The sequence below is a fragment of the Micromonospora sp. S-DT3-3-22 genome (assembly GCF_015354745.1).
GTDB classification, from domain to species: Bacteria; Actinomycetota; Actinomycetes; order Mycobacteriales; family Micromonosporaceae; genus Micromonospora; species Micromonospora wenchangensis.
The window spans coordinates 1-14,895 of record NZ_JACGMO010000157.1; the positions used below are offsets into that span (position 1 = coordinate 1).

Annotated in this window: 15 protein-coding genes; 6 read left to right on the forward strand and 9 right to left on the reverse strand. The window is 74.8% G+C overall.

Translation table 11 applies throughout. The features are described from left to right. The 5 genes from H1A17_RS30350 to H1A17_RS30370 all read right to left on the reverse strand — a co-directional run. Positions 1-1,319: acyclic terpene utilization AtuA family protein (locus tag H1A17_RS30350; RefSeq protein WP_194823500.1), on the reverse strand; the 1,319-nt coding region annotated here is incomplete at its 3' end. Then, positions 1,316-2,119 (reverse strand): TIGR03084 family metal-binding protein, encoded by an 804-nt coding sequence (locus H1A17_RS30355; protein ID WP_145922126.1) that lies wholly within the window; start codon positions 2,117-2,119, stop codon positions 1,316-1,318. The genes H1A17_RS30350 and H1A17_RS30355, both read right to left, overlap by 4 nt. Before the next feature lie 34 nt (positions 2,120-2,153). Next, positions 2,154-2,792, reverse strand: a complete 639-nt coding sequence (locus H1A17_RS30360; RefSeq protein WP_145922125.1) for a TetR/AcrR family transcriptional regulator — start codon at positions 2,790-2,792, stop codon at positions 2,154-2,156. 102 nt (positions 2,793-2,894) lie between these two features. After that, positions 2,895-3,638, reverse strand: coding sequence for a metallophosphoesterase (locus H1A17_RS30365; RefSeq protein WP_145922124.1), 744 nt, complete (start codon positions 3,636-3,638; stop codon positions 2,895-2,897). 182 nt (positions 3,639-3,820) lie between these two features. Then, positions 3,821-4,498, reverse strand: coding sequence for a Crp/Fnr family transcriptional regulator (locus H1A17_RS30370; RefSeq protein ID WP_067306583.1), 678 nt, complete (start codon positions 4,496-4,498; stop codon positions 3,821-3,823). A 220-nt stretch (positions 4,499-4,718) separates the two neighbouring features. Here H1A17_RS30370 and H1A17_RS30375 point away from each other — a divergent pair, with 220 nt between their 5' ends. Genes H1A17_RS30375 through H1A17_RS30400 form a run of 6 tightly spaced genes read left to right on the forward strand, consistent with a single transcriptional unit; the run spans position 4,719 to position 10,020 of the window. Next, entirely contained in the window at positions 4,719-5,384 is a 666-nt protein-coding gene (locus tag H1A17_RS30375; RefSeq protein WP_145922123.1) for an adenosylcobinamide amidohydrolase, read from the forward strand. 57 nt (positions 5,385-5,441) lie between these two features. Further along, the gene (locus H1A17_RS30380) at positions 5,442-6,599 is read left to right on the forward strand and encodes a CapA family protein (RefSeq protein WP_194823501.1); all 1,158 of its coding nucleotides are present in this window, start codon (positions 5,442-5,444) and stop codon (positions 6,597-6,599) included. Between the two features lie 21 nt (positions 6,600-6,620). Beyond that, entirely contained in the window at positions 6,621-7,439 is an 819-nt protein-coding gene (gene nth, locus H1A17_RS30385) for an endonuclease III (RefSeq protein WP_194823505.1), read from the forward strand. After that, complete coding sequence (locus tag H1A17_RS30390; protein ID WP_145922120.1) at positions 7,436-8,056, forward strand: TlpA disulfide reductase family protein; 621 nt, start codon at positions 7,436-7,438, stop codon at positions 8,054-8,056. The genes nth and H1A17_RS30390 overlap by 4 nt, the downstream gene beginning before the upstream one ends. 28 nt (positions 8,057-8,084) lie before the next feature. Further along, positions 8,085-8,783 (forward strand): CoA pyrophosphatase, encoded by a 699-nt coding sequence (locus H1A17_RS30395; RefSeq protein WP_145922119.1) that lies wholly within the window; start codon positions 8,085-8,087, stop codon positions 8,781-8,783. A gap of 58 nt (positions 8,784-8,841) precedes the next feature. Further along, positions 8,842-10,020 (forward strand): MarP family serine protease, encoded by a 1,179-nt coding sequence (locus H1A17_RS30400; RefSeq protein WP_088643850.1) that lies wholly within the window; start codon positions 8,842-8,844, stop codon positions 10,018-10,020. A gap of 39 nt (positions 10,021-10,059) precedes the next feature. Here H1A17_RS30400 and H1A17_RS30405 read toward each other — a convergent pair whose 3' ends face one another. From H1A17_RS30405 to eccCb, 4 genes are all read right to left on the reverse strand, one after another. After that, positions 10,060-10,785, reverse strand: coding sequence for a phosphatase PAP2 family protein (locus tag H1A17_RS30405; RefSeq protein WP_194823502.1), 726 nt, complete (start codon positions 10,783-10,785; stop codon positions 10,060-10,062). 29 nt (positions 10,786-10,814) lie between these two features. Continuing rightward, positions 10,815-11,603, reverse strand: a complete 789-nt coding sequence (locus tag H1A17_RS30410) for a phosphatase PAP2 family protein (RefSeq protein WP_194823503.1) — start codon at positions 11,601-11,603, stop codon at positions 10,815-10,817. A gap of 41 nt (positions 11,604-11,644) precedes the next feature. Continuing rightward, positions 11,645-13,000, reverse strand: coding sequence for a type VII secretion-associated serine protease mycosin (gene mycP / locus H1A17_RS30415; protein ID WP_168222575.1), 1,356 nt, complete (start codon positions 12,998-13,000; stop codon positions 11,645-11,647). A 75-nt stretch (positions 13,001-13,075) separates the two neighbouring features. Next, on the reverse strand, positions 13,076-14,895 hold a 1,820-nt coding region (gene eccCb, locus H1A17_RS30420), incomplete at its 5' end, for a type VII secretion protein EccCb (protein WP_194823504.1).

Genomic DNA, 14,895 nt, shown 5'->3' on the forward strand with positions numbered 1-14,895 from the left:
GCCGGCCCGGCCCCGGGCGGCGTCCCGGCCGGGGTCACGGTCCGGGGCGGGGGGACCGGCAGCCGGGTGCCGTCCGGCAGGACGGCCACGTGCGGCACGTCGGCCTGCGGCACCGCGTCGGCGGTGAAGACCCCGTACGGGGTGGCGTCGCCGGGCAGGTTGGTCAGCGTGCACCCGGGATAGGAGGCGAGGGCCAGTTCCACCGCCGCCGCCGAGAACGCCCGCCCGGCCCGCGCCCGGTCACCGTCGCGCAGGTGTACGTGCAGCAGCGCGCTCGCCGTCTCGGTGTCGACCGCGTCGACGTGGTCGGTACGGGCCAGCGTGAACTCCAGCCCGTCCGCGCCGACCGCCGCCTCGATCTGCCCCCGGACCAGGGCGGCCTTGGCCGGGACGTCCAACCCGCAGAGCACGAACGTCATCGCGTTGCGGAAACCGCCCAGGTTGTTGACGCCCACCTTGAGGGTGGCCGGCGGCGGGGTGCCCCGGACCCCGTCCACCCGGACCCGGTCCGGCCCGTCGGGGTGCAGCCGTACCGTGTCCAGCCGGGTCACCACGTCCGGGCCGAGGTAGTCGGGGCCGTCCACCTCGTACAACAGTTGGGCGGTGACCGTCTCGACGGTGACCGCGCCGCCGGTGCCGGGGTGCTTGGTGAGCACCGACGAGCCGTCCGGGTGGATCTCGGCGATCGGGAAGCCGGGCCGGTGCCCGCCGTCGGGCAGCTCGGTGAAGAAGCTGAAGTTGCCCCCGGTGACCTGCGCCCCGCACTCGATCAGGTGCCCGGCGACGGTCGCCCCGGCCAGCGCGTCCAGGTCGTCCCGCCCCCAGCCGAACCGGGCGATGGCCGGCCCGACCGCCAGCGAGGCGTCGGTGACCCGGCCGGTGACCACCACGTCCGCCCCGGCGTCGAGGCAGGCGGCGATGCCGAACGCGCCGAGGTAGGCGTTGGCGGTGAGCGCGTCGGGTCGGGCCAGGGCGTCACCCTCGACGTGGGCGACCCGGACGGCGAGGCCGAGCCGGTCGGCGAGCGTGCCGATCGCGGCGGCCAGCCCGGCCGGGTTCAACCCGCCCGCGTTGGTGACGATCCGTACCCCCCGGTCGAGGGCGGTGCCGAGACACCCTTCGAGCTGGCGGAGGAAGGTCTTCGCATAGCCGAGGCCGGGATCGCGTAGCCGGTCCCGGCCGAGGATCAGCATGGTCAGCTCGGCCAGGTAGTCGCCGGTCAGCACGTCCAGCTCACCACCGTCGAGCATCTCCCGCCAGGCGGTGAACCGGTCGCCGTAGAAGCCGGAGGCGTTGCCGACCCGCAGCACCCCGGTCACCGGACGGCCGTCCCGGCTGCGCTCGCGCGGGGTGCGCGGCCGGCCCCCGGCGGGCCGGCGAAGGACTGGGCCACGTCGAGCCAGGCGTCGGCGGTCGGGCCGGTGGCGACCAGCGCGAGGTCGGCGCGGTGCCGGCGCTGGGTCACCAGCAGGCAGAAGTCGAGCGCCGGGCCGACGACCCGGTCCGTCGCGTCGGCCGGCCCGAAGGCCCAGCGCGACCCGTCGGGTGCGCCGAGTTCGACCCGCACCGGCGTCGTTGGCACCGGGCGGCCGTGGACGGCGAAGCCGTGCCCGAGGGTACGGAACCCGAGGTGCGCGACGTGCCGCAGCCGCACCGTCGGGGTACGGGTGACGTCGAGCGCCTCGGCGACGTCCTCGCCGTGGGCCCAGGTCTCCATGATCCGGGCGGTGGCCATCGAGGCGGCCGACATCCGGGTGCCGTACCAGGGCAGCTTCTCCCCGGCGGGGACGGCGGCGAGGGCGGTGGCGAGCGCGGCCCGGCCGCTGCGCCAGCGGTCGAGCAGCACGTCGGGCGGGGCCAGGAACGCCGTCGCGCCGTCGTCGACCAGCCGCCCCGGATCGGGGGCCGAGGTGACCGAGGCGTGGAACGCCGTCGGGTCGGTGGCGGCCAGCCGGGCCACGTGGTCGGTCCAGGCGAGGTGGGCGATCTGGTGGGCGACGGTCCAGCCGGGGGCGGGGGTCGGTCGCGTCCACGCCCCGGCGGGCAGTGCGGCGACGAGCGCGTCGAGCTGGTCGGACTCGTCGGTCAGGTCGACGAGCAGTGCGGTCGGGTCGACCATGGTGCCTCCGGTCGGGTGGGCCGGTGAGTACGGGTCAGGTCGGGTCGTCGTGGCCGGGTGCTGCCGCTGTGGGGGCGAGCAGGGTGGCGAGCTGGCGTTTCCAGGTGCGCAGCAGGGCGGTACGCCGGACCGAGTCGTCGTTGAGCAGGTTGGCCACGCCGAGCCCGCGCAGCAGGTCGAGGGTGGCCTGCACGGCCTCGCGGACGCCGGGGCGGCGCTCGTCCACGTCGAGCAGCGCCACGGTGAGCCGGTGCATCTCCCGGCCTACCCGCGCCTCCAGCGGCACCAGCGCGTCGCGCAGTTCCGGGTCGGTGCGGGCGGCCACCCACAGCTCCAGCGCGGCGACGAAGAGCGGCCCGGTGAAGGCGACGCCGAGCAGGTCGACCACCCGGTCGAGGCGTTGCGACCCGACCGGCAGCGCCTCGGCCTCGACGCGTAGCTCCTCGGCGCGTCGCTCGGCGAGGTGGGCGACGGCGGCGGTGACCAGGGCCGCCTTGGTGGGGTAGTGGTGTAGTTGGGCGCCCCGGGAGACGCCGGCGTGGGCGGCGACCACGGTCGTGGTGGTGCCCGACCAGCCGTACCGCACGAGGCAGTCGACAGTCGCCTCCAGCAGCCGGGCCTGGGTGGCGCGGCTGCGTTCCTGCTGGGGGACGCGGGTCGCCGGGGTGGACACGGGAACAGCGTGCCGCCGTCGAAACAAACAGTCAAGCCTGACTTTTTCGGCTCCGGGTGACCCGTCGGGGCCCACCGCGCCGCCCCCGGTCCCGGTGGCCGGTCAGCGGCCGTCGCGCGGGGCGAAGGCGGTGAGCGCGTCGAGGTCGCTGTGCCGGGAGCGCAGGTACTCGTCCGCCCAGGCGGCGGCGTCCGGATAGCCCGACCCGGCGGCGACCCGGGCGCAGGCCGCGTCGACGTCAAACGCCGTACGGCGGAGCTGCACCCCCGGGCCGAGCAGCGCCCAGTACGCCCCCGGCCCGCCGTACGGCATGCCCACGCTGCCCGGATTGACCACCAGACGGCGGTCGACCAGCCGGGTGAACGGCATGTGGGTGTGCCCGCAGACCACGGTGCGCACCTGCGCGGGCAGCCCGGCGAACACCTCGGCCCAGCGGGCCGGCCGGGAGTCGACCAGCACCACCTCCTCGTCGTCGCGGGGCGTGGCGTGGCAGAAGAGCACCGGGCCGAGGCCGGCGACCGGGAGGGTGAGCGTCAGCGGCAGCGCGCCCAGCAGGTCCACCTGGTCGGCCCGGAGCTGGCCGGCCGCCCAGTTCGAGACGTCGTGCTCCGACGGCCGGCCGGCGCGGGCCTGCACCAGCTCCCGGTCGGCGTTGCCGCGCACCCAGCGGACCCGGTCACCCAGCCCGGCCAGCAGGTCCAGCACCTCGACCGGCTGCGGGCCGGCCGCCACGTCACCGGTGACCACGATCAGGTCGGCGGCGGCCACCTCCGGCTCGGCCAGCACCGCCTCCAGCGCGGGTAGCGCGCCGTGGACGTCGGAGAGCACTGCGACCCGTTCCAGCACCGGTCCAGGGTCGCGTCCGGCGGAGCGGGTTGTCGAGAGATTCTGCGGCGGGCAGAGCGCGCCGTCGCTGACCCGATCGACCGGGCCCGCCGTAGGGGCAGGCGGAACGGTCGCCGGGCCGGAATGCCGACGAGCCAGGGCCGCCGGTCGGGGCGGCCCCGGCTCGGGGTGCGTACGTCCGGTCAGACCCGGGCGCGGCGGGCGAGGCGCTCCGGGTCGAGGATGATGATGCTCTTGCCGTCCAGCCGCAGCCAGCCCCGCGAGGCGAAGTCGGCGAGCGCCTTGTTGACCGTCTCCCGGGAGGCGCCGACGAGCTGGGCGATCTCCTCCTGGGTCAGGTCGTGGGTCACCCGCAGCACGCCGCCGTCGCGGGTGCCGAACCGGCCGGCCATCTGGAGCAGGTTCTTGGCGACCCGGCCCGGCACGTCGGTGAAGATCAGATCGGCCAGCGAGTCGTTCGTCCGGCGCAGCCTGCGGGCGAGCACCCGCAGCAGCTGCTCGGCGATCTCGGGCCGGTTGTTCAGCCAGGGCCGCAGCGCCTGCTTGCGCAGCCGGACCAGGCGGGTGTCGGTGACCGCGGTGGCGGTGGCCGTACGCGGGCCGGGGTCGAAGAGCGACAGCTCACCGACCATGTCCGACGGGCCCATCACCGCGATCAGGTTCTGCCGGCCGTCGGCTGCCCGACGCCCGACCTTGATCTTGCCTGACAGGAGGATGTAGAGACTGTCGCCGGGCTCGCCCTCGTTGAAGACGATCTCGCCCTTGCGGACGTCGATCGTCTCCATCTCCTTGGCGAGCGCCTCGGCAGCCTCCGGGTCGACACCCTGGAAGATCCCGCTGCGGGCCAGTACCTCGTCCATCGCGCACCTCCGGTTGCGCGTTGCCGTCCCTCGGCCGGGTCCGCCGTCCGCTGATCCCTCGCGCGCCGCCAAGTCTAGGCGCACGTGAGGACGAATCAGAGCTGCACCCCTGGAATCTTGATCGTTGGGCGTAACCTCACCGACCCGATCGGGCACTATGATCGTCCGCCCGAACCACCTGGTCACCGGGGTTCGCCGCCGCCGGTCGTAGGGTGTCCGGGTGCTGAGCGACCCGGTGCTGACCCACCGCCCCGAGGACGGGTGGGACATTCCGGTGCTCGTGTGGCGGGCCCGCGCCCCGCTGCGGTCGGTCAGCTCCGGCCCGCTCGGTGGCGGCGTCGGCCCGCGCAACTGGGTGGTCAACGCGACCGTGCCGATGTCGTACCACCGGGACGACCCGGCGGCCCACCTGGCCGCGCTCGCCGACCGGTTCGACCTCGACGGGCCCGGGGTCGGCCTACTCACCGGCGTGGACGTCGCCGAGGTGGTGACCCGGACCGACACCGGGGTCCGGGCCTGGGCCACCGTCGGCCTCGGCACCCCCCTGTGGGCCGCCGCCCCGGACCCCGCCCACGCCCCGGCGCAGCGGGTGGGAACGGTCAACATCGTGGTGTACGTGCCGGCGGCGCTCGGCGACGCGGCGCTGGTGAACGCCGTCGCCACCGCCACCGAGGCCAAGTGCCAGGCGATCGGGGAACTGGGCCTGCCCGGCACCGGCACCCCCACCGACGCGGTCACCGTGCTCTGCCCGGCGGGCGACCCGGCGGAGCCGTACGGCGGACCCCGGTCGACCTGGGGCGCGCCGCTCGCCCGCGCCGTCCACGCGGCCGTCCGGGACGGCGGCGCGGTGCCCTGCGTCCCGTGGTCGCAGCGGCGGACGGGCTGAACTTCCGTCCGATCGGCCCGTCGTCGGTCGATTGGCCACCCGGTAGCGTCGCGGGCGATGTACTCTGCCGCCTTCCTCCAGCCCCGTCCCCGCCGCCGCACCGCGCTCGCCTGCGGCGCGCTGCTCGCCGTGCTCCTCGCCGGCTGCGGCCAGTCGTCCGACAGCCCGGACCCGGTCTGGCGGCCGGGCGGCGGCGGTGGCGCCACCGGCTCCCCGGTGCCGACCACCGGGGGGGCCGGCAAGACCGAGGCGATCACCCTGTCGGCGACCGGGGACATCGTCATGGGGATGGCCCCGTCCCGGCTGCCCGCAAACGGCGGCAAGGGCTTCTTCGACGAGGTCAAGGGCGCGCTCAAGGCCGACCTGGTGATGGGCAACCTGGAGGAGCCGCTCACCACCGACACCGGCACCGGCAAGTGCGGCGCGAACGCCAGCAACTGCTACCAGTTCCGGGTCCCGCCGGAGTACGCGGGCCACCTCAAGGACGCCGGTTTCCAGCTGCTCAACCAGGCCAACAACCACGGCTACGACTTCGGCCCGCAGGGCTACGAGAACACCCAGCAGGCGCTGGAGAAGCACGGCCTCAAGCACACCGGCGCACCCGACCAGATCACCGTGGTCGAGGTCGAGGGGGTGAAGGTCGCGGTGGCCGGCTTCTCGTCGTACCCGTGGTCCAACAGCCTGGTCGACATCGACGCCGCCAAGGGGGTCGTCGAGAAGGCCACGACGATGGCCGACCTGGTCGTGGTGCAGGTGCACATGGGTGGCGAGGGGTCGGACAAGACCCGGGTCCGCCCCGGCACCGAGATGTTCCTCGGCGAGAACCGGGGCGACCCGGTGAAGTTCTCCCACGCCATGATCGACGCCGGGGCCGACCTGATCGTCGGGCACGGCCCGCACGTACTGCGCGGGATGGAGTTCTACCAGGGCCGGCTGATCGCCTACAGCCTGGGCAACTTCGCCGGGGGCGCCCGGTCGCTCAACCCGACCGGCCGGCTCGGCTGGGGCGGGGTGCTGAAGGTCTCGCTCAAGCCCGACGGCAGCTTCGCCGGTGGCTCGTTCACCTCCACCCGGATGAGTTCGGTGGGCAAGCCGGGGATGGACCCCGCCGGGCAGGGGCTCGGCCTGGTCAAGCAGCTCAGCACCAACGACTTCCCGCGTACCGCCGCCCGGTTCGACGGCAAGGGGAAGATCAGCCCGCCCGACGCCGGCTGACCGGGGGCGTGGTCCGGCGGCCTGTCGGGGCGGCGACGTAGGCTGGCCGGCGTGACCATCAGCTCTCCCGGCCGGGTCGAGACGGATCTCGGCCGCACCCGGCGCGCCCGGCGGATCGGCCGGGCGCTGACCGAGGCGCACCCCGACGCCCACTGCGAACTGGACCACACCACCGCGTTGGAGCTGGCCGTCGCCACGATCCTCTCCGCGCAGTGCACCGACAAGAAGGTCAACGAGGTCACCCCGAAGCTGTTCGCCCGCTACCCGACGGCCGCCGACTACGCCGGGGCCGACCGGGCCGAGCTGGAGGAGCTGATCCGGCCGACCGGGTTCTACCGCAACAAGACCGACTCGCTGATCAAGCTGGGGCAGGCCCTGACCGAGCGGTACGACGGCCGGGTCCCCGGCCGGCTGGCCGACCTGGTGACGCTGCCCGGGATCGGCCGCAAGACGGCCAACGTCATCCTGGGCAACGCCTTCGACGTCCCGGGGATCACCGTCGACACCCACTTCCAGCGGCTGGTGCAGCGGTGGGGGCTGACCATCCAGACCGATCCGGTCAAGATCGAACACGAGATCGGGGCGATCTTCCCGAAGCGGGAGTGGACCATGCTCTCCCACCGGATCATCTTCCACGGCCGGCGGGTCTGCCACGCCCGCAAGCCCGCCTGCGGGGCGTGCACCCTCACCCGGCTCTGCCCGTCGTACGGGCTCGGGCCGACCGAGCCGGCCGCCGCCGCCAAGCTGCTCAAGGGCCCCCGCGCCCGGGACCTCGCGGTCGCCGCCGGGGTCGACCCGGAGCTGGTGCCGGCGCAGGCCGTCGTCGCGGAGGCGCCGTGAAGCCCCGGCTCGCCGCGCTGCTCGTCCCGGTGCTGCTGGTGCTCGCCGGCTGCACCGCCACCGGCGGCGGGGAGGGCTCCGCCACCGGCCCCACCCGCGCCGCGCGCCCCTCGCCGTTCGCCGACTGCGCCACCCTCACCACCGCGCCCGGCCCGACCCCCACGCCGACCGGGTCCGCCGTCGCCGACACCGGCAGCCCACTGCCCGAACTGGTGCTCTCCTGCTTCACCGGTGGGGCCCCGGTGGCGCTGCGCGACATCCACGGCCCGGCCGTGATCAACGTGTGGGCCTCCTGGTGCCCGCCCTGCCGCCAGGAACTGCCGGCCTTCCAACGGCTAAGCGTCCGCGCCGCCGGCCAGCTCCAGGTGATCGGGGTGAACAGCCGGGACAGCCGGGACGGCGCACAGGCCATCGGCGAGGACTTCGGCATCCGCTTCCCGGTCCTGTTCGACCAGGGCGAGGCCCTGCAACGGGAGCTGCGCCGCACGGCGGTGCCGCTGACCCTGCTGGTGGACGCGCAGGGGCGGATCGCGCACACCGACACCTCCGGCGCGCTGGACGACGCCCGCCTCGCCGACCTGGTCCGCCGGCACCTCGGCCTGGTGGTGCCCGCGTGAGACCGACCGCCGGTGCCGGGTCGACCCGATGAACCGCCGTCCGCCGTCCTGGTTCGATCCGCTGCTGGGCCGGCTCGGCACCGCCCGGGCCGAGGACTTCACCCGGCTGACCACCCCCGAGCAGGGCGGCCGGGAGAGCGCGGTGCTGGTGCTGCTCGGCGAGGAACCCGGCGTCGGCCCCGACGTGCTGATCCTCCAGCGGGCCGCCACCCTGCGCAACCACGCCGGCCAGCCGGCCTTCCCCGGCGGCGCGGCCGACCCGGGGGACGCCGACGCGCGGGCCACCGCGCTACGTGAGGCCAACGAGGAGGTCGACCTCGACCCGGCCAGCGTGACCGTCCTCGCCGAACTGCCGAGGCTCTGGATTCCGGTAAGTGAGTTCGTGGTCACCCCGGTGCTGGCCTGGTGGCACAGCCCGCACCCGGTGCACCCCCGGGAACCGGCCGAGGTGGCGCACGTGGCCCGGCTGCCCGTCGCCGAACTGGTCGACCCGGCCAACCGGATGCGGGTCCGCCACCCCAGCGGCTGGACCGGCCCGGCGTTCTCCGTCCGGGGGATGCTGGTCTGGGGCTTCACCGCCGGGGTGCTCGCCGCGCTGCTGGAGATGGCCGGGTGGGCCCGCCCCTGGCCCCGCTCGCGGGTGGTCGAGCTGCCGCCGACCGGTGCCACCCCGGCCCCCTCCGCCGGCACCGACAGGGCCGACGAGTTGGCCGGTCCGCTGACCTGACCATCACGTTCCGCAGCCGCAGCGCCGTACCGGTGTCCGGTGCACGTACCCTTGACCGGTGTCGGCCGTGGATCTCGTTCTGCTCCTGCTCATGCTCGTGTTCGCGATCAGCGGATACCGTCAGGGCTTCGTCATCGGGGCGCTGTCGTTCTCGGGGTTCTTCCTGGGCGCGCTCATCGGCCTCCAGCTCGGGCCGATGCTGGCCCGCCAGTTCATCGACAGCGGGACGCGGGTGCTGGTCTCCCTGGTCGCCGTCTTCGGGCTCGCCGTCCTCGGTCAGGCGCTGGCCGGCTGGCTCGGCTCCCACCTGCGCCGCACGATCACCAACGACGTCGCCAAGCGGGCCGACGACATCGGCGGCGCGTTCGTCTCGATCCTCGCGGTGATGCTGGTGGCCTGGCTGGTCGCCGTGCCGCTGGGTTCCTCGTCGCTGCCCTGGCTGGCCGCCTCGGTCAAGAACAGCGCGTTGCTGACCGTGGTGGACCGGGTCCTGCCCGACCAGGCCCAGGAGCTGTCCACGGCGCTGCGCGACACCGTCGACACCAACGGTTTCCCCGACGTCTTCAACGGGCTGGGGCGCACCTCGGCCCGGCAGGTCGCCCCGCCGGACCCGGCGCTGGCCGGCTCCCAGGTGGTGGCGAACAGCCAGCGGGCGGTGGTGAAGGTGCTCGGGTCCGCGCCGAGCTGCTCGCGCCGCATCGAGGGTTCCGGCTTCGTCTACGCCGACGACCGGGTGATGACCAACGCGCACGTCGTCGCCGGCACCCGCTCCGTCGCGGTCGAACTGCGCGGCGAACGGTACGACGGCGTGGTCGTCGTCTACGACCCGGACCGCGACCTCGCCGTGCTGCACGTGCCGGGGCTGCCCGGTCCGTCCCTGCGCTTCGCCGCCGGGCAGGCCGGCAGCGGCGCGGACGCGATCGTGCTGGGCTTCCCGCTCGACGGCCCGTACGACGCCCGCCCGGCCCGCATCCGCGACGTCGACCGGATCGAGGGCCCGGACATCTACAACGCCAGCAAGGTCAACCGGGAGATCTACACGATCCGGGCGCTGGTGCGCAGCGGGAACTCCGGCGGGCCGCTGGTCTCCTCCAACGGGCTGGTGCTCGGGGTGATCTTCGCGGCGGCGGCGGACGACCCGAACACCGGCTTCGCGGTGACCGCCGAGGAGGCCCGGCCGGTGGCGCTGGCCGGCGCGGAGCGTACCCGGGGAGTGGGCACCGGCGACTGCACCTGAGCCCCCGGACGCGGCCCGACCGGCCGGGGCCGGGGGTGGTCAGCCGCCGGCCGGCGCGGTGGCCGGGGCGTCACCGCCGGCCGGGGTGAGGCCGGGCAGCTTGGCCCGACCCCAGGTCAGTGACCTGTCGAGCACCGCCCGCGCCATGATCGCCACGCAGGTGCCGCCGTTGACGAAGGACGCCGCCACGTCGCTCGGATGGTGCATGCCCCGGTACATCCGGGTCAGCGCCACCCCGACCGGGACCAGCACCAGCAGCGTCCACCAGGTGACCTTGCCGGCGGTGCTGCGGGCCCGCAGCGCCAGCAGCAGCGCGATGCCGACATAGAGGGCGACCGCCGCCGAGGTGTGGCCGGACGGGAAACTCGACGTCGGCGGGGAGACGTCCATGTGCTCCACCGCCGGCCGCCGACGGTCGATCGCCATCGTGGTGAGCAGGAAGACCAGCGCCTGGGCGGACACCGCCGCGCACAGGAACAGCGGCTCCCGCCAACGGTGCAGCACCAGCCGGAGCGCCAGCGCCACCAGCACGGTGACCACGACGATCAGTTGGGTGCTGGCCAGCGTGCTGAACACCAACGAGACGTCGTTCCACCCCCCGGTACGGTCGGCCGCCAGCTCGCGGTTGACCGCGTCCTCCACGGTGAACGGCCAGACGTCGTCGAGGACCCGGGTCACCAGCAGCCCGAGCAGGACCATGAACGAGAGCAGCAGGGCCACCGGAAGAAGCACCCGCCTGGCGACCTGTGCAGCAATGGCTGACATGGCCGCCCAGTACCCGGACCGGAGGCCCGCTACGCGTGCGGGTCGGTCAGCTCCGGCGCCACCCCGTCGACCGTGGCCCGGCCGCCCGGCAGCCCGACCTGCTCCCGCCAGGTACGGAACGCCGCCGCGGTGGCCGCCACCACCGCCACCCCCAGCAGGCAACCGCCGAGCACGTCGCTGGCCCAGTGCACGCCCAGCGCCACCCGGCTCAGGCAGGTCACCCCGACGAGCAGCACGGCCACCGTCCACAGCGCCACCCGGGCCGCCGGACGACCCCGGGTGAACGGCAGGAACACCAGCAGCAGCACCCCCGCCGCGAGGGTCGCGTTCAGCGCGTGCCCGGACGGGAAGGAGTACCCGGCGGCCCGCGCCACCGGATCGAGCAGCTCCGGGCGGTCCCGGCCGACGAGCAGCTTCAGCACCGCCCCCAACGTCCCGCCGACGACCATCGTGGTGACCACCCAGAGCGCCAGCCGGCGGGCCCCGCGACGCCACAGCCACACCACCACGACCAACGCGGCCACCCGCAGCGGCCCCGGCGAGGCCAGATGTGTCCACGCCTTCATCACCCGCACCCACACCGGATGGTCGGCGGCGAACCGGTGCAGGGCGTCGGTGACCGCCGCGTCCAGGTCGTGCAGCGGCGGCCAGGCCCCGACCACCAGCACCGCCAGCAGCGCGAACGGCACCAGCACCAGGAACGCCGCCGTCGACGCCAGCGTCAGCCGCAACCCGAGCGAGTGGTCCGGGTCCAGGCGGCGGTCCCGCCAGGACCGGCCCGACGGGGACACGGAGGTACGCGGACCGGAGGAACTCATGCGACCTGCTCTACCCACCCGAACCCGCAATCAGGCCCGGTTCAGCGGCCCCGTAGCCGGAACCGGCGGACCATCAACGCGACCCCGGTGACCAGGGCCGCCGCGACGGCGACACCCGTCCACAGCCGACGCGGGGCGTCCTCGTCGGCGCCGCCGGCCGGCTGCGCCGTCCACCGGGTCTGCTGGCGGGGCGCGGTGAACCCGAGCGGGTCGCTGCCGGTGCCACCGGCGCGGGCGTCCTCGGCGGAACCGGGGGCCGGCCCGAACCCGACCACCCCGGGGGAGTCGTTGTCGTCCAACGGGTTGTAGCCGATCAGCGGCACGTCGGCGGTGAGCGCGGCCACCGGGTCGACCAGGCCGTACCCGAAACGGTCGTCCCGGCCGACGGGGCCGATGTCCTTCGCGGTGCTCAGCAGCCGGTTCACCACGTCCCCGGCGGACATGTCCGGGTAGCGGGCGCGGACCAGGGCGGCCGTCGCCGTCACCAGCGGCGCGGCGAAGCTGGTGCCCTGCACGCCCCAGTAGTTGCTCGGCGGGCGGGCCCCGACCAGGCCGGTCGCCGGTGCGGTCAACGTGGTGGCGTGACCGGTGATCGAACCGGACCAGAGGTTCTCGCTGTCGCGTTCCAGACCGGCCACCGCGATCACCCCCGGCTCCCGCGCCGGATACCAGACCTTCGAGGTGGTGGACGTGGCGACGTTGCCGGTGCAGGCCACCACCACCACGTCCCGGGCGAACGCGTAGTCCAGCGCGGCGGCCAGGGCCGGGCTGTCGCCGCTGCCGCCCAGCGACAGGTTGATCACCCGGGCGCCGTTGTCGACCGCCCAGCGCACCCCCCGGGCGACGATCATCGCGTCGTCGTACCGGTTCTCGTTGTCGAGCACCCGCACGGGCAGGATACGGGCGTCCGGCGCGAGCCCGACCACGCCCCGCCGGTCGTCGCCCCGCCCGGCGATCAGGCTGGCCACCGTGGTGCCGTGCCCCACCGGGTCCGGCTCGTCACCGCCGCCGGGGGAGACCAGATCCATGCCGGGCAGCACCTGGCCGACCAGGTCGGGGTGGTTGCCGTCCACCCCGGAGTCGATCACCGCCACCGTGACGCCACGCCCGGTCGAGGTACGCCAGGCGGTGGCCGCGTTCAACTCGTCGAGCTGGAACTGGTCGTCGCGGACCCGGTCGGCACGCGCCTGCACCGGGGCGAAGTCGGGCTCGGCCAGCGGACTGCCGGCCCGCGTCCCGACCAGGGTGGACGAGGACGGGGCCACGGCGGACGCGGGCGGCGGGGCCGTGCCGAGCACGGTGACGGTGGTCGCCGCGACACCGAGCAGCGCCCGCCCGGCGAACCGGTGCAGCGCCGTCGGAGAGCCCTGCCGAACCCTGGTCACATCGTCAGCCATTCATCACGCGGGACACATGCTGCTCGGAGATTACCGGTTCCGGCTGCCGACACGGCACGTTCCGGCACACCCGGATCACGGTGGCGGCAGATGTGCCAGCTGAACGAGGCGGACCCCCTCGCGCCGGGTGACCAGCCGACCACGCCCCGCCGGCAACGGCCCCGGCCGGACCGCGCCGACGAGCTGACCCTCGTCCGGGCTGCCGCTCATCACCAGGCCGGCGGTGGACAACTCCCGCAGGCGCTGCACGACCGGCTCGTACTGGGAGCGGCCGGCGCCACCGCAGCGGCGGGCCAGCACCAGGTGCAGGCCGACGTCCCGGGCCTGGGGCAGGTGTTCCTCCAGCCCACGCAGCGGGTTCGCCGGGCCGCTGGACACCAGGTCGTAGTCGTCTACCAGGATGAACAACTCCGGGCCGGACCACCAGGAACGGTCCCGCAACTGGGCCGGGGTGACCTCCGGGCCGGGCAGCCGGCCCCGCATGTAGCCGGCGACCGACTCGATCAGCTCGGTGGTGTGCGCCGCCGCCGTGCCGTACCCGATCAGGTGGTCGGTCTCGACGGTGCCGAGCAGGCTGCGCCGGTAGTCGACCAGGATCACCCGGGCCTGCTCCGGGGTGAACCGCGCGACGATCGAGGTGGCCAGCGCCCGCAGGAACGACGACTTGCCGCACTCGGCGTCGCCGAAGACCACGAAGTGCGGCTCGGTGGCGAAGTCGAGCAGCACCGGACGCAGGTCCGCCTCGGCGACCCCGATCGGGAACGCCAGCCCGGTGCCGGCGGTGGTGTCCAGGTCGGCGTACGGCAGCACCGGGGGGAGCAGCCGCACCCGGGGCGCGGCCGGCCCCGACCAGGCACCCGCCACCGCCTTCACCAGATCCGCCGTGTCCCCGCCGGTGAGCTGCGGCAGGGCGGTGAGGAAGTGCAGGCTCTGCGCGGTGATGCCCCGCCCCGCCTGCTCCGGCACCCCGGCCGCCGCCACCCGCTTCACCACCGAGTCGGACGGGTCACCCAGCCGCAGCTCCATCCGGGACCCGAACAGGTCCCGGATGCCGGGGCGGAAGTCCAGCCAGCGCACCGCGCTCGCCACCACGTGCACCCCGTACGACAGGCCCCGGGTGGCCAGGTCGGTGATCAGGGGTTCCAGGTCGTCGTATTCGCCGCGCAGGGTGGCCCAGCCGTCGACGACGAGGAACACGTCACCGAACGGGTCGACGGGGGGCTGACCGGCGGCGGCGAGCGCCCGCCGCCGCTTGCGCCACGCCGCCATGGACTCGACGCCCAGCTCGGTGAAGCGGCGTTCCCGCTCGGCGAGCAGCGTGGCGATCTCCCCGACCGTACGCCGGACCACCGTCGGGTCGGCCCGGCCGGCGACCCCGCCCACGTGCGGCAGCTCCCGCAGCGCGGTCAACCCGCCGCCGCCGAAGTCCAGGCAGTAGACCTGCGCCTCGGCCGGCGTGTGGGTGAGCGCCAGCGCGCAGACCAGCGTCCGCAACGCGTGCGACTTGCCGCTCTGCGGCGCGCCGACCACCGCCACGTGCCCGGCGGCCCCGCCCAGCGCCAGCCACAGCAGGTCCCGTCGTTGCTCGTACGGCTTGTCGACCACCGCCACCGGCACCTGGAGGCCGCCGTGCAGCTCCGGGTTGGCGAAGGTCAGCCCCCGTTCGGGGTCGACGCCGGGCGGGCCGAGCAACTCGTCCAGGGCGGGCGCCCGGTCCAGCGGCGGCAGCCACACCTGGTGGGCCGGCGGCCCCTGCCCGGCCAGCCGGCCGACCAGCGCGTCGAGCAGGCTCTCCGGCGCCTCCTCGACGACCGGCGGGGCCACCGGGGCGGCCGGTTCGGGCACCGGCACGACATGGGTGGTGAAGGCGAGCAGCCGGGCCGCGCCGGTGCCGC